Raw genomic sequence first — 15495 nt, forward strand, 5'->3', positions numbered from 1 at the left:
CCTAAAACTGTTCAAATTTCTCCCAAAAACCATCAACTGGTAGTTTGGCAAAAATAGAAACCGGCTCTTTTTGTACGGGATGGATAAACTCGAGCTTACGGGCATGCAAACAAATGCTACCTTTTCGACTGCCACGTGGATAGCCGTATTTGTTGTCGCCTACAATGGGGCAGTTCATGGTTGATAGTTGCACCCTGATTTGGTGCGACCTGCCCGTTAAGGGATTAACCTGCAACAAATAATAGCCTCCCACTTCGGCCAGTAACTTGTAATCCAGCTCAGACCTTTGGCTGTTGGGCACTTCTTTGTTGTAGGCCGTAACCAGGTTTTTCTGCGGATTTTTAATGAGCCAATGCACCAGGTTGCCTTCGGGCCTGGCCGGCTTGTTGCGCACCACGGCGAAATAGGTTTTGCGTACCTCTCGATTCTTAAAAACGGCATTCATCCTTTCTAAGGCCTTGCTGGTTTTGGCAAACAGGATCACGCCGCTTACCGGCCTATCCAAACGGTGCACCACTCCCAAAAAAGCGCCATTGGGCTTGTTGTATTTTTTGGCAATGTATTTTTTAACCTGCTCGTCCAACGGCTCGTCGCCAGTTTCGTCAACCTGCACAATATCTCCTGCGCGTTTGTTAACGGCAATCAAATGGTTGTCTTCGTATAAAATATCTGATTCGGTAATCGGCATTTTCTTTCTTCGTCATTGCGAGGAACAGAGTGACGAAGCAATCTCTAACCCTCTAGTATTTCATATAAATCATTCCAATCCTGATTCATATTGTTATTAAGTTTGTTTTGGACTCGCTATTGCTCCTTCCATATCCGGATATTTGTTGCTGTCTAATTAGATTGCTTCGCGCCACATTATATTACACGCCACGACGTTTCCCTAATTAATACTGCTCTTTCTCGTTCGGAAAATCAACTGCTTTTACATCTTTGATATAAGCTTGGGCGGCGTCTTTAACACCTTCGTACAAATTCATGTACTGGCGCAAAAATCTGGGTTTAAAGCCTTTGGTCAATCCAATCATATCGTTAATCACCAGCACCTGGCCATCGCAATGCGGACCAGCGCCAATGCCAATAGTTGGTATTTGAAGGCTTTCGGTTACTTCTTTGGCCAGTTTGGCCGGTATTTTTTCGAGTACCACCGCAAAACAGCCCGCATCTTGCAGGGCCAGAATATCTGTTTTCAGCTTGTCGGCCTCCGCCTCATCTTTTGCCCTTACTGTGTAGGTTCCAAATTTGTAAATCGACTGCGGGGTCAATCCCAAATGGCCCATCACCGGAATACCCGCCGTAATGATGCGTTGCACCGATTCTGCAATTTCGGCACCGCCTTCCAGCTTTACGCCATGCGCACCAGACTCTTTCATGATCCTGATGGCCGAGTTGAGGGCTTCCTTAGAATTGCCCTGGTAAGAACCAAAAGGCAGATCCACCACCACAAAAGAACGGCTGGCGCCACGCACCACGCTCTGCGCATGGTAAATCATTTGATCGAGCGTAATAGGCAAAGTCGTTTCGTGACCGGCCATTACGTTCGAAGCCGAATCTCCAACCAATAAAACATCCAGGCCCGCATCGTCTAAAATGGTAGCCATCGAATAATCGTAAGCGGTCAACATCGCGATCTTCTCGCCACGTTGCTTCATCTCTTGCAAGATGTGCGTAGTAACACGCTTAATTTCTTTGTTTACAGACATGTTTTTTGTTTTGTTAAACAAAATTAGGTTTTATAGCCGAGATATCTCTTTTTTATTGCTTTTTGTGCGTTATATCACACTATCCTTACAGAAACCACAGCCAAGCCTCAAAACCCCACTAAGTCCAAACAATAAAATATCTCAAAAAACTGACAAAATATCTTGAAAAAAGCTGACTAAAAATGTACCTTTGTATCCTGAAATGAATGAATTCAGTCAGACTTCTTTGCCTTCCCTCAAAAACGGCATAACCGTTACGGAAATCCATTCTTTTTTATCTTTTTTCACCACTAATTCTTATTGTAATTCAAATGACTAACTACACCAAGTTACCTGCAATTTTGTTATTGGCCGATGGTACCGTTTTTTATGGCAAGGCAGCAGGTAAAATCGGGACCACCACTGGCGAAATCTGCTTTAACACAGGCATGACCGGCTATCAGGAAGTATTTACTGATCCTTCTTACTTCGGTCAGATTTTGGTTGCTACAAATGCCCACATTGGCAATTATGGCATACACAAAGACGAGATCGAATCGGGTTCTATCAAAATCGCGGGTTTGGTTTGCAAGAACTACAACATTTTATACAGCAGAAAAGAAGCTTCCGAATCGATCCAAGATTATTTCCAGAACGAAAACATTGTGAGCATTGCCGAGATAGACACCCGTGCATTGGTTCGCCACATCCGCAACAAGGGTGCCATGAACGCCATCATTTCGTCGGAGATTACCAATTTGCAGGAACTGAAAAAAAGATTGGAAGCCGTGCCTCCGATGGACGGATTGGAACTTTCTTCGCAAGTATCAACCAAAGAACCATACTATTATGGCAATCCGGAGGCCAGCTATAAAATTGCCGCCTTGGATTTGGGCATCAAGAAAAATATCCTCCGCAATTTCGACGACAGAGATGTTTATGTGAAGGTTTATCCAGCCAAAACCACTTTTGAGGAAATGGACAAATGGGGCGCCAACGGCTACTTCATTTCAAACGGTCCCGGCGATCCGGCCGCGATGCCTTATGCCATCGAAACCGTTAAAGCCATTTTAAACGCCGATAAACCGATGTTTGGCATTTGCTTGGGTCACCAATTATTGGCCGAAGCCAACGGCATTGGTACCATGAAAATGTTTAACGGCCACCGTGGCTTGAACCACCCGGTTAAAAACATCATCAAAAACCATTGCGAGGTAACTTCGCAGAACCATGGTTTTGGCGTTATTCCAGACGAAGTAAGAAATTCGAACAAAGTTGAAGTAACCCACATCAACCTTAACGACGATTCGATAGAAGGCATCCGAGTAAAAGGCAAAAAGGCATTCTCGGTACAATACCACCCTGAATCTTCGCCAGGCCCACACGATTCGCGCTACTTGTTCGATGATTTTGTAAGCATGGTAAAAGGCCAGCTTTCTTGGTAATACCTTTTTACAAAGTCTTTAACCCATAATTAAAGCCTCTTATCCTCCATTCGTCGGAAGTATAGGAGGCTTTACCCGTTAAAAACGTCACTTTGTCGGCATTTTACTACCATTCGGACAAAATTCATTTTCTATTCACCTAAAGCTTCTTACATTTATCGAATAGAAAGCAAGCCCATAAGCCTTGCCCCTAAACTATAACAAAACAAATTAGCAGTGGAAAATAAAACCGCCATTATCAGCGTAAAAGACCTGGTAAAAAACTATGATGATTTCAAGGCCGTTAAAGGATTGAGCTTTGAAGTTTACGAAAACGAAATCTTTGGCTTGCTGGGCCCCAATGGCGCCGGCAAAACCACCACCCTCGAAATCATCGAAACCTTACGCAAAAAAACAGCCGGAGAAGTAATTGTAGATGGCTTTTCGGTCGACAGCGACCCTAACGCCATCAAGGGCATTATTGGCGTACAGCTACAGGCTGCCGGTTATTATCCCAACCTGAACTTGGTAGAGCTACTTGAACTTTTTGGTGGCCTCTACGGTGCCGACATCAAGCCGATGGAGATGCTGGAAAAAGTAAACCTGCAAGACAAAGCCAAGGCCAAATACAAAGCATTGTCTGGCGGACAAAAACAGCGCTTTTCTATTGCCACTACGCTCATCAATTCGCCGAAAATCATCTTTTTAGACGAGCCTACTACCGGCCTCGATCCGCAAGCCCGCAGAAACCTTTGGGATTTGATTACCGAAATCAGGAACAATGGCACTACAGTGGTTATTACCACGCACTACATGGACGAAGCCGAGCAGCTTTGCGACCGCGTAGCCTTTGTAGAAAACGGGCAGATCATTGCACTCGACACGCCAGACCAGCTGATAGACAATTTGATTGCCAGTGGTTTTGAACGCAAAAAAGAAGTGAAAAAAGCCAACTTGGAAGATGTGTTTATCAACCTGACGGGCAAAGAATGGCGAGAGGATTAGGTTTTAGTCCATGGTCGATGGTTTATAGTCGATAGTTCATAGTCGGGAAACCAATAGTCAGTCAGCCGAGCGATACAACAACAATAAAAACAATTCAACAATTAAGCTTATAGTTTATAGTCCGGAAGTCAATAATTTGTAAGCCGAATCATACAACAATAAGAGCAATTTAATCATACAATATTCAACCATTCCCCTCCCGTGGAGGGGTGCCCAAAGGGCGGGGTGGCTAACAATTCAACAACACAACAATCATAACCCTCTCCATAAACAACCTTAAAACATTCCAACTTTACAACCTCACAACCTTACAACAAACGTAAAATGGCAAAAACATACAATCATACAAAAGCTACATTAGCGCTAGCCAAAGCCAGCTTCAGGTCAATTATGCGTAGTCCGTCGGCAGTGGTTTTTACCTTGGCCTTTCCGCTGATCTTTATCCTCGTATTCGGATTTCTAGGTGGTGGTGGCACCAAACTAGATGTAGCCGTAGCTCCTGATTCTGACCTGCAGAACCCTATTATTGGCGCTTTGGAAAAAGTGAGCGTGGTGCGACTGAAAAAAGGCGACAACCTCGACAACATCAACAAAAACCTGGAAAAAGGCAATTACGATGCCTTGATCAAGGTGGAGAAAAACCCTTCGGGACTTCCTGCTTTCATTACCACCGTTAAATATACTTCGGCTTCTATGGACAAAGGCAATATTTTGCGCTCGGTACTCAATGAGCTTTCCTATAAGCTGAACACCCAAAACATGAAGCCTACGGTAACCGAAATCAGGGCTACCACCGTAGAGGGACGTTTATACCGCACCATCGATTTTATTTTGCCGGGCCAATTGGGCTTTTCGCTGCTTAGCACCGGCGTATTTGGCACGGCATTCGTTTTTTTCAGTCTACGCCAGAACCTGGTCATCAAACGCTTTTTTGCGACTCCGGTTAGGCGTTCGAGCATTGTATTGGGCGAAGGCATTGCCCGTATCGGCTTTGCTTTGCTGGGTGCTTTGTTCATTATCCTGATTGGCCATTTTGCCTTCCACTTTACGCTCATCAATGGGGCAGCCACGGTCATTAACATGCTGGTGCTGGCTACACTGGGGGTCATTGTATTTATGGGATTTGGCTTTGTGGTTTCGGGTTTGGCCAAGAGCGAAAGCACCATTCCGCCGATTTCGAACATCATTACCCTGCCACAATTCCTGTTATCGGGCACTTTCTTTTCTATTGATGCCTTTCCAAACTGGCTGCAACCCATCAGCAGGGCTTTGCCGTTAACCTATTTAAACGATGCGATGCGCAAAGTGGCCTTTGAAGGCGCCAATCTATGGGATGTTAAACACCAAATGCTGATTATGCTGATTTGGGGTATCGGTATTTATGCCGTAGCCGTGAAAACATTTAAATGGGAGTAATGACAAGTTCATTGGTTCATTGGTTCATTGGTTCATTAGTTCATTGGCTGATTGGTCGATCGCTGCTAGTCGGGAAATGCTTTCCCGGCTAAACTAACTACGGATTTGCAATCCGTTAAATCGGCCAGCAAACTGGCACTTGTTGGTGTTCTTCGCGGCTCTTGTTGGTGCTCCTCACCAACAAGCTTCGATAATCACGCAACCATTGATCGTCAATTATTAACTGTAAACTCTCCCCCCATTTTATCCTAAATCCTTATCTTAGGGCATGAAGAAGATAGCCATCCTTTCTGCCAGTGTGAGAAACGGCCGAAATAGTCACCGTGTAGCCTTATATTTCAAGAATTACCTGCAAACGCATCAGTTAGCCGAAGTTAACCTGATCGACCTGCACGAATACAACTTCCCTATTTTCGAGGAACGTTTAAGATTTATTTCCGATCCTTCTGAAGCCATGCTTCGCTTTGCCAGCCAAATTACCGAAGCAGAAGGCATTATTATCGTTACCCCCGAGTACAATGGAGGTTATCCGGCCAGCCTCAAAAACGTTATCGATTTGCTGTATGCCGAATGGAAACGCAAGCCTTTGGCCATCGCCACGGTTTCGGCTGGTGCCTTTGCCGGCTCGCAGGTTATTACCTCCCTACAGTTCAGCCTGTGGAAAATAGGCGCATTGGTTGTTCCCGCCATGTTCCCTGTACCAACGATAGACAAAACCTTTAACGAGCATGGCGAACCCGCCGATAAGGAAGGAACCGACAAACGCGCAAACGCCTTTGTTGGCGAGTTGATTTACTGGATGGATGCCAAGGCTAAAGTGGACTAGCCAAGCCTCGCTTTTCAACGTCAATTTTTAAAACATTATACTTATCAGCCAGCAATTGTTCTCACAGTTGCTGGCTTTTTTATGGAGGGTTATTCAGCAAGCAAAAAACTCATTTCCAAACAAATAAACCTCAAAAACACAAAAAATAAAAGTATACATTCTGATAGTTTAAAAATTATTTTAACTTTGGATACGCCCTACCTAATTGTACGTTTTACACTAAGGGTATTTTTTAATCAAATCAAAAATAAAATGAGTTTAATAATTGATGTCCATGCAAGGCAGATCCTCGATTCGAGAGGCAATCCGACAATAGAAGTTGAAGTAATTACAGAGAATGGCCAAATGGGTCGTGCGGCTGTTCCATCTGGAGCCAGCACTGGCCAATACGAGGCTGTTGAACTTCGCGACGGCGACAAAAAGACTTATATGGGCAAAGGCGTATTGAAGGCCGTTGAGAATGTAAATACGAAGATTGCCAAAGCTTTGCAAGGCGTTGATGTTTTTGAGCAAAACCTAATCGACCAGTTGATGATTGATTTGGATGGCACCGAAAACAAAGGAAATTTAGGCGCCAATGCCATTCTTGGGGTTTCTTTGGCTGTGGCCAAGGCCGCTGCGCAAGAAAGCAGACAACCTTTATACCGTTATATCGGTGGCGTTAATGCCAATACTTTGCCTATCCCGATGATGAACATCATTAACGGCGGTTCGCACTCTGATGCGCCTATCGCTTTTCAGGAGTTTATGATCATGCCTGCCGGCGCACCTTCGTTTTCTGAAGCTTTGCGTTGGGGAACGGAGGTTTTCCATAACCTGAAAGCCATTTTGCACGATAGAGGTCTATCTACTGCAGTAGGTGATGAAGGCGGTTTCGCCCCTACTTTCGAAGGCACCGAAGATGCTGTTGAAACCGTATTGAAAGCCATCGAAAAAGCAGGCTACAAACCAGGCGTTGATATTTTCTTGGCCTTAGACTGTGCTTCATCAGAATTCTACAAAGACGGCAAATACGATTACACCAAATTTGAAGGCGATAAAGGTGCCATCCGCACCAGTGCCGAGCAGGCCGAATACTTGGCTCAATTGGCTAGCAAATATCCAATCATTTCTATCGAAGATGGTATGGACGAAAACGATTGGGATGGCTGGAAACTATTGACCGAAAAAATTGGCGATAAGGTTCAGTTGGTAGGCGACGATTTGTTTGTAACCAACGTAAAACGTCTGCAAAAAGGTATTGATACCCACACGGCAAACTCTATTTTGGTGAAGGTAAACCAGATTGGTTCCTTAACCGAAACCATTAATGCGGTAAACTTGGCCCAAACCAATGGCTATACTTCGGTAATGAGCCACCGTAGCGGCGAAACAGAAGACGTAACCATTGCCGACTTAGCCGTAGCCTTAAACTGTGGACAAATCAAAACCGGTTCGGCTTCGCGTTCAGACAGGATCGCTAAATACAACCAATTGTTGCGTATCGAAGAAGAATTAGGTTCTGCTGCCCGTTTCATCGGCAAAGACTTCAAATTCTTGAAAAAATAAGCAAATCTATTGCCTTGATCAAAGGCATAAAAAAACGCCCGGTAAATTTTTATCAGGCGTTTTTTGTTGGAATTACTTTAAAATCCTGTCAATCAGCTCATCCAGTTTTTGTGCCGAAAGTGGTTTTGGAACATACAGCTCGGCTGTTCTAGACCATTGTTTTTCCATGGCAAAATAATCAGGAAAAGCAACCTCTTTGCCATTCAGCAAGCCTCGCTGGCAATCCATAAACGCTTTCCAACGAGCCAGATACAGCGAACCCAACAAGCCATTCCATTCTTTGTGGGCATAATCGCGCAAGTCTGTTTTCGGGTAATCGCCACCCCAATAGGTAATTTGGCTTTTCGCATTCTTGAGCGCATTTTTTCTTTCCAACGGATCTTTTCCGGCCATGGCATTAGCCTGATTCAGCCAACGATTTACCGTAAAAAACTGATTGTTGGCCAACAGCGAATCCTGTTGTAAAATTAACTGCAAAAATTGTCGACCCGTTTGTTCGAACCTGGCTTTATCTTTTTGTTCAATGGCTTTGCTCAACTGCTGATAAACCGACAAGGAACGGTTAGACAAAACCTGTCGCACCAAATCAATCCGATCCACCTGATAAGTTTCACTGCCTTTAAAATCTGCCTTTGCCGCATTAAATGAGCGAACAGCATCCTTAAAGGCCAAGGTATCGTAATTGCGGGTTACGGTTCCCCAAGAAGATACGGTTTTGATACCAAGCGCCGGTCTGGCGCACAGCAAAGATTCTGAAGGCCCTTCCTGATAAACCGCCGGACTGTTGTAGGCCGTTGCCAATAATTGCTGCCAAGCCTTTTCCAGCTGCGCATCGGTTTTGCCATAACGGTATTTTTGGTAAGCCACTAGCCAGTTTGCCACATCGAGTTTTTCTTGATGCCAGCCTAGCTCCAACATTAAATCATAAGCCACAGGGTTATTGTAAATTCCCTCCGGAATAATACCCACACCCCTTAAATATTGGCCATACTCACCGATTTTGGCTTTGTGAACCTCGGTCGCAAAACGCTCCAAACGACCATAAATACCGTTTTTCTCTCCAAAATTGCTTACGTTGCTCCAAATAAAAGGCGTACCCTGATAGGCTTTTGTTTTTTCGTAATTGCTGGTATTTTCGCCAAAAAGTTCGATAATCAGCGCATGTTGCTTGTCAAGGCCTTCGAGTAATTTGGCCGAAGGATTGTTGCCCCAGCCCTGCAATACCCAGGTACTTTGCGGGAAACTGGCCTGCATATCCTGCTGTATTTTTTGAGCAGCAAAACTCACATCAAGCCCGGCACTTGAACCTCCTTCATGAAAAGGATCGCCTCCAAAAAAGTGCAAATCCTTGCCATACAGTTTTTTCATTTCATCGTAGTAGATGGCAGCCAGCTTACCGAACCAAGGATCGGTAGGTTTTAAAAAATCGGGACGTACAAATCCGCCCACCCATTTATTTTGAGGAACGGTTGAGGCCTTCAGCTTCTCTTTTAATGTAGTAGGCACCATGCCATAAAAGCCATGCATAACCGGTTCGATGCCCAATTCGGCCATGCGCTTTAAGATACGTTGCTGCAGTTTGGCTTGCCTATCAATATGTTGTTGACTTACGGGTCCGCCCCAGCCTTCCAAGTTGCCCATTAGCCACCACGCCGAGAACGCCGGTCCGGGTATAAACTGCAGGGTTTCTGCCTGACTGTAGCCCACCTTTTTGAGCGCATTTTGCCAAACCGCCTCCATGCCTACCGGGGCCAGCATTAAATTAACGCCGTTTAAAGCCATCCAATCCAGTTCTTTTTCCCAGTCGGTCCAGGTATAAAAACTCATGGAATAATTAATGGTGCAGTAGTTTAAGGCGTAGCGGAACTGATAAGGCGAGCTGACCCTTACTTTTTCCTTAACATCGGGCAATGTTTTTACCGCCGACAGGTTATCGCCCATATGGCTCAAGCTCCTGTTGCAATAATATTTGAGGTACCAGCCCAGCCCCTGCGAGGCCGCGCTTGCGCTCGAAGCAGCAATATTTACTGTTTGCTTATCGGTACTCAGCTCAAAAACATCGTGGCCATCATCGGCTTTGAGGCTCGAAAATTTAAGATGCGAAGCCAACCAAGGCACACGTCGTTGGGCAATGGCTTTAACCGAGCTAAAATCCTGTGCGTAGCCTGTTGCCATGCCAAGGCACAGCAATACGGCCATAAAAAAGGGTCTGATGATCAATTTCATAAATAGAGGATGGATAAATGATACTGCAAGCTACTAATTTATGGGCATTTGTTAGAGATTGAAAGGTTGGAAAATTGAAATGTTGAAAGGTTGCAAGGTTGGGCCAAGCTAAAGCTGTTAACAAGTGGATAACTGCATTTGTAAAACAGTTAATGTTTTTAAATCTTCGGATGTTTTTATTTAATCCTATATTTACAGCGGATTTTTGGATATGAAGAAGTTAGTAGAGCTTTTGCGCAATAAATATTTTCTGGCCATTGTTGCTTTTGTGGCGTGGATGTTGTTTTTTGACAAAAATGACGTTCTTTCGCAATACGAGTACCGTACCGAGGTCAACAAGTTGCAGCAAGAGAAAGACTTCTATCTCAAAGAAACGGCCATCGTAAAGAAAGACCTCAAAGAGCTCGATAGCAATTTGGGCACTGCCGAGAAGTTTGCGCGCGAAAAATACTTCATGAAAAAAGACAATGAAGATGTTTTCGTCATCGTTCATACCAACGATAAAAAGAAATAGGCCGATGGCTTGCCACACAGCGATTTAGCCACACCACAAAACCAATAAGATTTAATATTTTCGATCCAATACTTTATCTTCGTCTAAGGAAAGATTGACGACATTGCCAAAGATGTTGAAGCCTGACCGAAAATAATCCCAAGCTCATGATGGCTTCATCGCCGATAAAAAATGTAGACAGATGAAAAAAGTAGGCCTGTTTTTAGGGTTGCTGCTTGTTTGCATGGGTTATTCGCATGCGCAGGACTTGCCTAACCTCAAGCACATCAAACTTAACAAAAAGGCTCATTTTGCCAATACGGAGCCTTTGGCGCTCAAGGTGATCGACTATCTGTTTCAAACTCCTATCGATAAGAAAAACAAATCGCGGATTGAAGCAGGCCGTTTTCTGATCGATTGGATGAATGGCACGCCCGAATATACTTTCTACCTGGAAGAAAAGGAAACCAATTTCTTTAACACCGATTCAGACCTCACCTTGATGTACATGGCCAGCATGACCAAATTCATGCTCGAAAACAAAAACGTTAAAGACCAAAAAGCCATTGTATTGGGCAGCATGCGCTTGTTGCTACCCTACCTTAATCAGCAGGACGATAAAAAAAGCTGGCCAAAAGAGTTATGGGAACTTAACGATGCCAACCAAAAGGGCAAACTCGAACAATATCTCTATCCTTAATAGCCAAATTTGGGCAAAGTCAATTTGTAACGCACCACTACTATCCTTAGGGTGAAAATGAAGGCGATGACCATAATTTTGGCAACATCGGCCTTGAGGTTAAAATACAACAGGGCAAAATAAAGTACGCCTCCCAATATGCAGGCCGTGGCATAAATTTCTTTCCTGAAGATGAGCGGAATGGTATTGAGCAGGGTATCTCTAATGACGCCCCCAAAACAGCCCGTAATGGTACCCAAAGCCACGCAAATACCCGGGCTTAAGCCAAAAACTATTCCTTTTTGTACGCCCACCATGGTAAACAGGCCTAGGCCGAGCGAGTCGAAGAGGAAAAGCGTAACCTTAAACTTTTTAATATGCGTTTTGAAGAAAATGGTGGCCAAGGAGGTGATGAGGATAAGGAGGCAATAATTTACATTGCGCATCCAGGCTACCGGTGTATCACCCAGCAACAAATCGCGGACGGTACCGCCACCAATAGAGGTTACAAAGGCAATAATGAGCACACCAAACGGATCGAGGCGTTTTTGCATAGCTGCGAAGGTACCCGAAATGGCAAAGGAAATGGTACCCAAGGTTTCGATAATATAAGTGCTACTTACTTCCATCATACTTCGCCGTTACGTTTTCTTAAAAACCACTCGGTGGCCAGCAACAAGATAATCAAAATAAATATCCATTTCAGGCTAATCAGTTCTTCGTATTTACGGTCTTCGTAACTGATGGTTTTGACCTGTCCGTTTTTCTCCAATTCGTCGACTATTTGCAACAGATTGGCCGGCTGATATAACTTGCCGTTGCTCTGTTGTGCCATGGTATACAGCAACTGGTGGTTGGCCGTGGTTTGCTGGTATTCGGCAATCAATGCATTGACATAAAATGCACCCGAAGCCGTATATTTTTTGTCGCCCAAGGCCGTAGAAGCCACATAGGTATAATTGCCTTGTGGCAAAGTGCCCGCATTAAGGCTATAACCGGCGCCGAATTTAGAAAAGGTATAGTTGAACACCTTGCCTTCGGCGTTTTTGAGCTGTACTTTGACATCGGGTGTATTTACGGGTTCGTAGGCTTCATTGTATAAAGCGGCATTGAGCACCACGTTCTCGTTTTCTTCGAAGGTGTTTTTGCTGGCATACACCTTAAACTTGCGCTTATCGTCTTTTACCGAAAGGTACTGAACGGTTTTGGCCACCAATTCGTTGACCAAAGGCAGGCTTTGTTCGTTCTTGGCTTCTTCCAATTTCCATTTCCAAATGCCTTCGCCAATTAAAAAGCCCGTTTTCCGCCCATTGTCGTCTACAAAGAACAACAACGGATTTTGCGTATTTACCCGGCCAATCCGCTGGTTTAGAACGGCCGTATAGTTGCCATTGATCGTCATATTGGCAAAAGGCATGAGCAGGGGATCGTAATCGTTCAACTGCTTCAATGCCGGCGCATCGAGGTTAAAAGTTGTAAAATTAGGATCGGGATAAGGAAAAATTTCCTGCAATGAACCTGTAGACCTGTTCAAATTCAAGACATGCTGCGCCTGGTTAAGGGCTCCGATATTGCTTTGGGCGCCTACAATATACCATGTAGGCAAACGCAGTTCCTGCAACTTGGCAATTAAGCCCGAGGCCACATTGCTATTGCCAGGCAACTGGTATAAGACGGCCAAACTGTATTTATGCGCGTCAACGCTGTTCAAGTCATCGCCAAGGCTTACGCTTACTTCGTAATGCTTGTTCTGCTCTATGGCCTGCTTCAGCACGGTAATATCAGGATGTGGGGCGGCACTGGCCAGCAACACTTTTTGGCGTGCATCAATAACCTCTATAAAAATGGTTTGGCTGTTGTTCTTTTCAGTGGCTTCGTTCTTTACCGGCGAAACGTTTAAAGTATAGCGCTGTATGCCTATTTTATTAGCCTTAAGCTTTACCTGCACGTTTTTCACAAAACTATTGCCATCAATGGCAATGCTTTGCTCCTGTATTTTTTTACCGTTTTCAGTCACGCTCAATTGCGTACTTTCGCCTTTGCTGGCATAAGCCTGCACTTCTACATCGAGCGTAAATTCGTTATCAAGGTAAACCAAATTGTTGTAGTTGACGTTGGCAATCAGCACATCACGCTTCGGAATGGTATCGCCCAAGGCAATAGTATACACTGGTGCCTTGATTTTGTTCAGTTCGTACAAAGGATTGCCACCCCGGTTAAAAATGCCATCGCTGGCTATAATAATGGCGCCTACGTTACGGTTCAGCAATTCGTCGTTCAGTTGGTTAATCAGGGCCGAAGCATTGCTGAGCTTGCCTTGTCCCGAAAAATCAAGCCCGCTTTTAACGCTGTCGCTAAAGCTATAAGTTTTGACTTCATATTTGCTCGAAAGCTGATCGGCCAGCTTTTTCAGGTCTTTTTGATATTGCTGTTTGTTGAACCCTGCAGGCTCCACCTGATCAACCGAGATGGAATTGTCGTTAGCCAATACAATGATGGGCTTTTCGGGTGTGTACGAAATTCGTTTAACCAAGGGCGCAAAAAGCAGCCAGGCCAAAATGGCCACAGCCAAGACCCTGAAAGCCGCTAAGGCGTATCTTAATTTGGGCAACAGGTTTTTATTGGCTCCGTAAAGCAGCCAGGCATAAAGGCAACCCAACACCAAGCAGGCCAAAAAAGTAAAAATAGAGGATGCAGTAAAGAAATTGCCCATAGCTTTAAACGTAAAGATGCTAAATTTCTAAAAAAATCAACGTAATTTGTTTGCGAAATAGCGCAAGTAAATGAAAAGACTGATCAAACTTTTATGCTTATTGGCAATGACAACTACGGCAATGGCCCAAAGCGGCTTTAAAGAAAGCCAACTTAAATTTGAAAGGGTAAAAGAAGCCTACGACCAAAAATGGGCTACCCTGCAACAAGACTTGCTGAAAGCGGGTTTTAAAGGCGATTTCAAATTAAAGATCATGGCCTACAAAGCCGAAGGCAAACTGGAGCTTTGGCTCAAAACCGCATCACATACTCGGTATAAATTGTTCAGAACCTACGATTTCTGCGCGCATTCTGGCACATTGGGCCCTAAGGTAATTGAAGGCGACGGACAAACTCCGGAAGGTTTTTACAAAATCAACGTGTTTAACCCCATGAGCAGTTTTCATTTATCGCTGGGCGTTGATTATCCCAATGCTACCGACTTGGCCAGAACGGGCAAAGACCGCAAACCAGGTGGCGATATCTACATCCATGGCAATTGCGTAACGGTTGGTTGCATTCCGCTCACAGACGAAAAAATAAAAGAGGTATACGTATTGGCCGTAGAAGCGCGCAATGCCGGTCAGCAGGATATTCCGGTAAGCATTATGCCGTTCAGGATGACCAAGGCCAACCTTGAGCGTTACCTCAAAGCCTACCCTACACAAAAGGCTTTCTGGGAAAACCTCTATGCCACCTATACCAAGCAAAATGGCTGACACTCCTACTGGCCAGCCATCAACTTTTAACTGAGTTGCAAGATAGCAGGCAGGTCGGTAAGGCGCTCTAAAATATAATCGGGTTGCACGGTTTGTAACTGAGCCTTGGTTTGTGCGCCGCTTAACACGCCAATGGTGAGCCCGCAATGGGCATTTTTGCCTTCAAGGATATCGATTTCCGAATCTCCGGCTTTGAGCACCTGCTGAGGATCGGCAATACCAAACAACTGCATGGCTTTTTGGATCATGTCGGGATGCGGTCTGCCCTGTGTTACATCGTCGGCAGTAATCAATGCATCTACCTGTTCGCCTATTTTCCAGTTCAGTTTCTGAAGCAATTTAGTGGCTGTTTTAAGATCGTATCCGGTATTGAGCACCACTTTGATGCCATGGGCCTTAAGTTGGGCGAAGAGTGCTTCTACACCTTCAAAACCTTTGATTTCGGCTTCGTTGTAAACAGCCTCTAAGGTTGGCTTAAAGCGATCGAATGCCCTGCCTGCAATTTCTTCCACAGGATTTGCCTGGGTATAGGCCGTGAGGATATCGATAATGGCCTGGTATTTTTCCTTGCCTGCGCCCTGCGCCAACACCTGCGCCAAACTCAGGTCGAAACCTTCTTGGTTAATCACTTTTTGAACGGTTTTGTAAACCATATTATCTTCATCAACCGTTGTTCCGGCCATGTCAAAAACCGCTAGTTTTATATTCGTCATTTCTTAG

General features: G+C 44.7%; 14 protein-coding genes. 8 read left to right on the plus strand and 6 right to left on the minus strand.

The window, feature by feature from the left end:
* Nucleotide 1: 1 nt before the first annotated feature.
* Together VRU48_RS10895 and panB are read right to left on the minus strand one after the other, a co-directional pair.
* Nucleotides 2-688, minus strand: a complete 687-nt coding sequence (locus VRU48_RS10895) for an RluA family pseudouridine synthase (protein WP_330107954.1) — start codon at nucleotides 686-688, stop codon at nucleotides 2-4.
* Nucleotides 689-893: 205 nt separating this feature from the next.
* Nucleotides 894-1709, minus strand: a complete 816-nt coding sequence (gene panB / locus VRU48_RS10900) for a 3-methyl-2-oxobutanoate hydroxymethyltransferase (protein WP_330107955.1) — start codon at nucleotides 1707-1709, stop codon at nucleotides 894-896.
* Between the two features lie 311 nt (nucleotides 1710-2020).
* Between panB and carA the strand changes: the two genes are divergently transcribed.
* From carA to eno, 5 genes are all read left to right on the plus strand, one after another.
* Complete coding sequence (carA, locus tag VRU48_RS10905) at nucleotides 2021-3133, plus strand: glutamine-hydrolyzing carbamoyl-phosphate synthase small subunit (protein WP_330107956.1); 1113 nt, start codon at nucleotides 2021-2023, stop codon at nucleotides 3131-3133.
* 216 nt (nucleotides 3134-3349) lie between these two features.
* Complete coding sequence (locus VRU48_RS10910; protein ID WP_330107957.1) at nucleotides 3350-4117, plus strand: ABC transporter ATP-binding protein; 768 nt, start codon at nucleotides 3350-3352, stop codon at nucleotides 4115-4117.
* 324 nt (nucleotides 4118-4441) lie between these two features.
* Nucleotides 4442-5533, plus strand: coding sequence for an ABC transporter permease (locus VRU48_RS10915; protein ID WP_330107958.1), 1092 nt, complete (start codon nucleotides 4442-4444; stop codon nucleotides 5531-5533).
* Nucleotides 5534-5801: 268 nt separating this feature from the next.
* The gene (locus tag VRU48_RS10920; RefSeq protein ID WP_330107959.1) at nucleotides 5802-6359 is read left to right on the plus strand and encodes an NADPH-dependent FMN reductase; all 558 of its coding nucleotides are present in this window, start codon (nucleotides 5802-5804) and stop codon (nucleotides 6357-6359) included.
* A gap of 252 nt (nucleotides 6360-6611) precedes the next feature.
* Nucleotides 6612-7907: a phosphopyruvate hydratase gene (gene eno, locus VRU48_RS10925; protein ID WP_330107960.1), complete on the plus strand. Its 1296-nt coding sequence runs from the start codon at nucleotides 6612-6614 to the stop codon at nucleotides 7905-7907.
* 72 nt (nucleotides 7908-7979) lie between these two features.
* On the opposite strand, the gene VRU48_RS10930 is transcribed toward eno, so the two are convergent.
* On the minus strand, nucleotides 7980-10133 hold the full coding sequence (locus VRU48_RS10930; RefSeq protein WP_330107961.1) for an alpha-N-acetylglucosaminidase: 2154 nt from the start codon (nucleotides 10131-10133) through the stop codon (nucleotides 7980-7982).
* A gap of 211 nt (nucleotides 10134-10344) precedes the next feature.
* Between VRU48_RS10930 and VRU48_RS10935 the strand changes: the two genes are divergently transcribed.
* Complete coding sequence (locus tag VRU48_RS10935; RefSeq protein ID WP_199139193.1) at nucleotides 10345-10647, plus strand: FtsB family cell division protein; 303 nt, start codon at nucleotides 10345-10347, stop codon at nucleotides 10645-10647.
* 181 nt (nucleotides 10648-10828) lie between these two features.
* Nucleotides 10829-11326 (plus strand): hypothetical protein, encoded by a 498-nt coding sequence (locus VRU48_RS10940; RefSeq protein WP_330107962.1) that lies wholly within the window; start codon nucleotides 10829-10831, stop codon nucleotides 11324-11326.
* On the opposite strand, the gene VRU48_RS10945 is transcribed toward VRU48_RS10940, so the two are convergent.
* Both VRU48_RS10945 and VRU48_RS10950 read right to left on the minus strand, forming a co-directional pair.
* Entirely contained in the window at nucleotides 11323-11934 is a 612-nt protein-coding gene (locus VRU48_RS10945; RefSeq protein ID WP_330108739.1) for a trimeric intracellular cation channel family protein, read from the minus strand. The genes VRU48_RS10940 and VRU48_RS10945 overlap by 4 nt on opposite strands.
* Nucleotides 11934-14018 (minus strand): hypothetical protein, encoded by a 2085-nt coding sequence (locus tag VRU48_RS10950; protein WP_330107963.1) that lies wholly within the window; start codon nucleotides 14016-14018, stop codon nucleotides 11934-11936. Before VRU48_RS10950 ends, VRU48_RS10945 begins: the two co-directional genes overlap by 1 nt.
* Before the next feature lie 70 nt (nucleotides 14019-14088).
* On the opposite strand from VRU48_RS10950, the gene VRU48_RS10955 reads away from it, so the two are divergent.
* Nucleotides 14089-14775, plus strand: coding sequence for a L,D-transpeptidase family protein (locus VRU48_RS10955; protein WP_330107964.1), 687 nt, complete (start codon nucleotides 14089-14091; stop codon nucleotides 14773-14775).
* 26 nt (nucleotides 14776-14801) lie between these two features.
* Here VRU48_RS10955 and VRU48_RS10960 read toward each other — a convergent pair whose 3' ends face one another.
* Nucleotides 14802-15488, minus strand: a complete 687-nt coding sequence (locus VRU48_RS10960; RefSeq protein ID WP_330107965.1) for a phosphonatase-like hydrolase — start codon at nucleotides 15486-15488, stop codon at nucleotides 14802-14804.
* Nucleotides 15489-15495: the final 7 nt, after the last annotated feature.

The organism is Pedobacter albus (assembly GCF_036324255.1).
In the GTDB taxonomy this organism is placed as follows: Bacteria; Bacteroidota; Bacteroidia; order Sphingobacteriales; family Sphingobacteriaceae; genus Pedobacter; species Pedobacter albus.

Excerpts from the sequence above, each read along its gene's own strand:
- VRU48_RS10895 (WP_330107954.1), bottom strand. The coding sequence starts at position 688 with ATGCCGATTACCGAATCAGATATTTTATACGAAGACAACCATTTGATT.
- panB (WP_330107955.1), bottom strand. The coding sequence starts at position 1,709 with ATGTCTGTAAACAAAGAAATTAAGCGTGTTACTACGCACATCTTGCAA.
- carA (WP_330107956.1), top strand. The coding sequence starts at position 2,021 with ATGACTAACTACACCAAGTTACCTGCAATTTTGTTATTGGCCGATGGT.
- VRU48_RS10915 (WP_330107958.1), top strand. The coding sequence starts at position 4,442 with ATGGCAAAAACATACAATCATACAAAAGCTACATTAGCGCTAGCCAAA.
- VRU48_RS10920 (WP_330107959.1), top strand. The coding sequence starts at position 5,802 with ATGAAGAAGATAGCCATCCTTTCTGCCAGTGTGAGAAACGGCCGAAAT.
- eno (WP_330107960.1), top strand. The coding sequence starts at position 6,612 with ATGAGTTTAATAATTGATGTCCATGCAAGGCAGATCCTCGATTCGAGA.
- VRU48_RS10930 (WP_330107961.1), bottom strand. The coding sequence starts at position 10,133 with ATGAAATTGATCATCAGACCCTTTTTTATGGCCGTATTGCTGTGCCTT.
- VRU48_RS10935 (WP_199139193.1), top strand. The coding sequence starts at position 10,345 with ATGAAGAAGTTAGTAGAGCTTTTGCGCAATAAATATTTTCTGGCCATT.
- VRU48_RS10940 (WP_330107962.1), top strand. The coding sequence starts at position 10,829 with ATGAAAAAAGTAGGCCTGTTTTTAGGGTTGCTGCTTGTTTGCATGGGT.
- VRU48_RS10945 (WP_330108739.1), bottom strand. The coding sequence starts at position 11,934 with ATGGAAGTAAGTAGCACTTATATTATCGAAACCTTGGGTACCATTTCC.
- VRU48_RS10950 (WP_330107963.1), bottom strand. The coding sequence starts at position 14,018 with ATGGGCAATTTCTTTACTGCATCCTCTATTTTTACTTTTTTGGCCTGC.
- VRU48_RS10955 (WP_330107964.1), top strand. The coding sequence starts at position 14,089 with ATGAAAAGACTGATCAAACTTTTATGCTTATTGGCAATGACAACTACG.
- VRU48_RS10960 (WP_330107965.1), bottom strand. The coding sequence starts at position 15,488 with ATGACGAATATAAAACTAGCGGTTTTTGACATGGCCGGAACAACGGTT.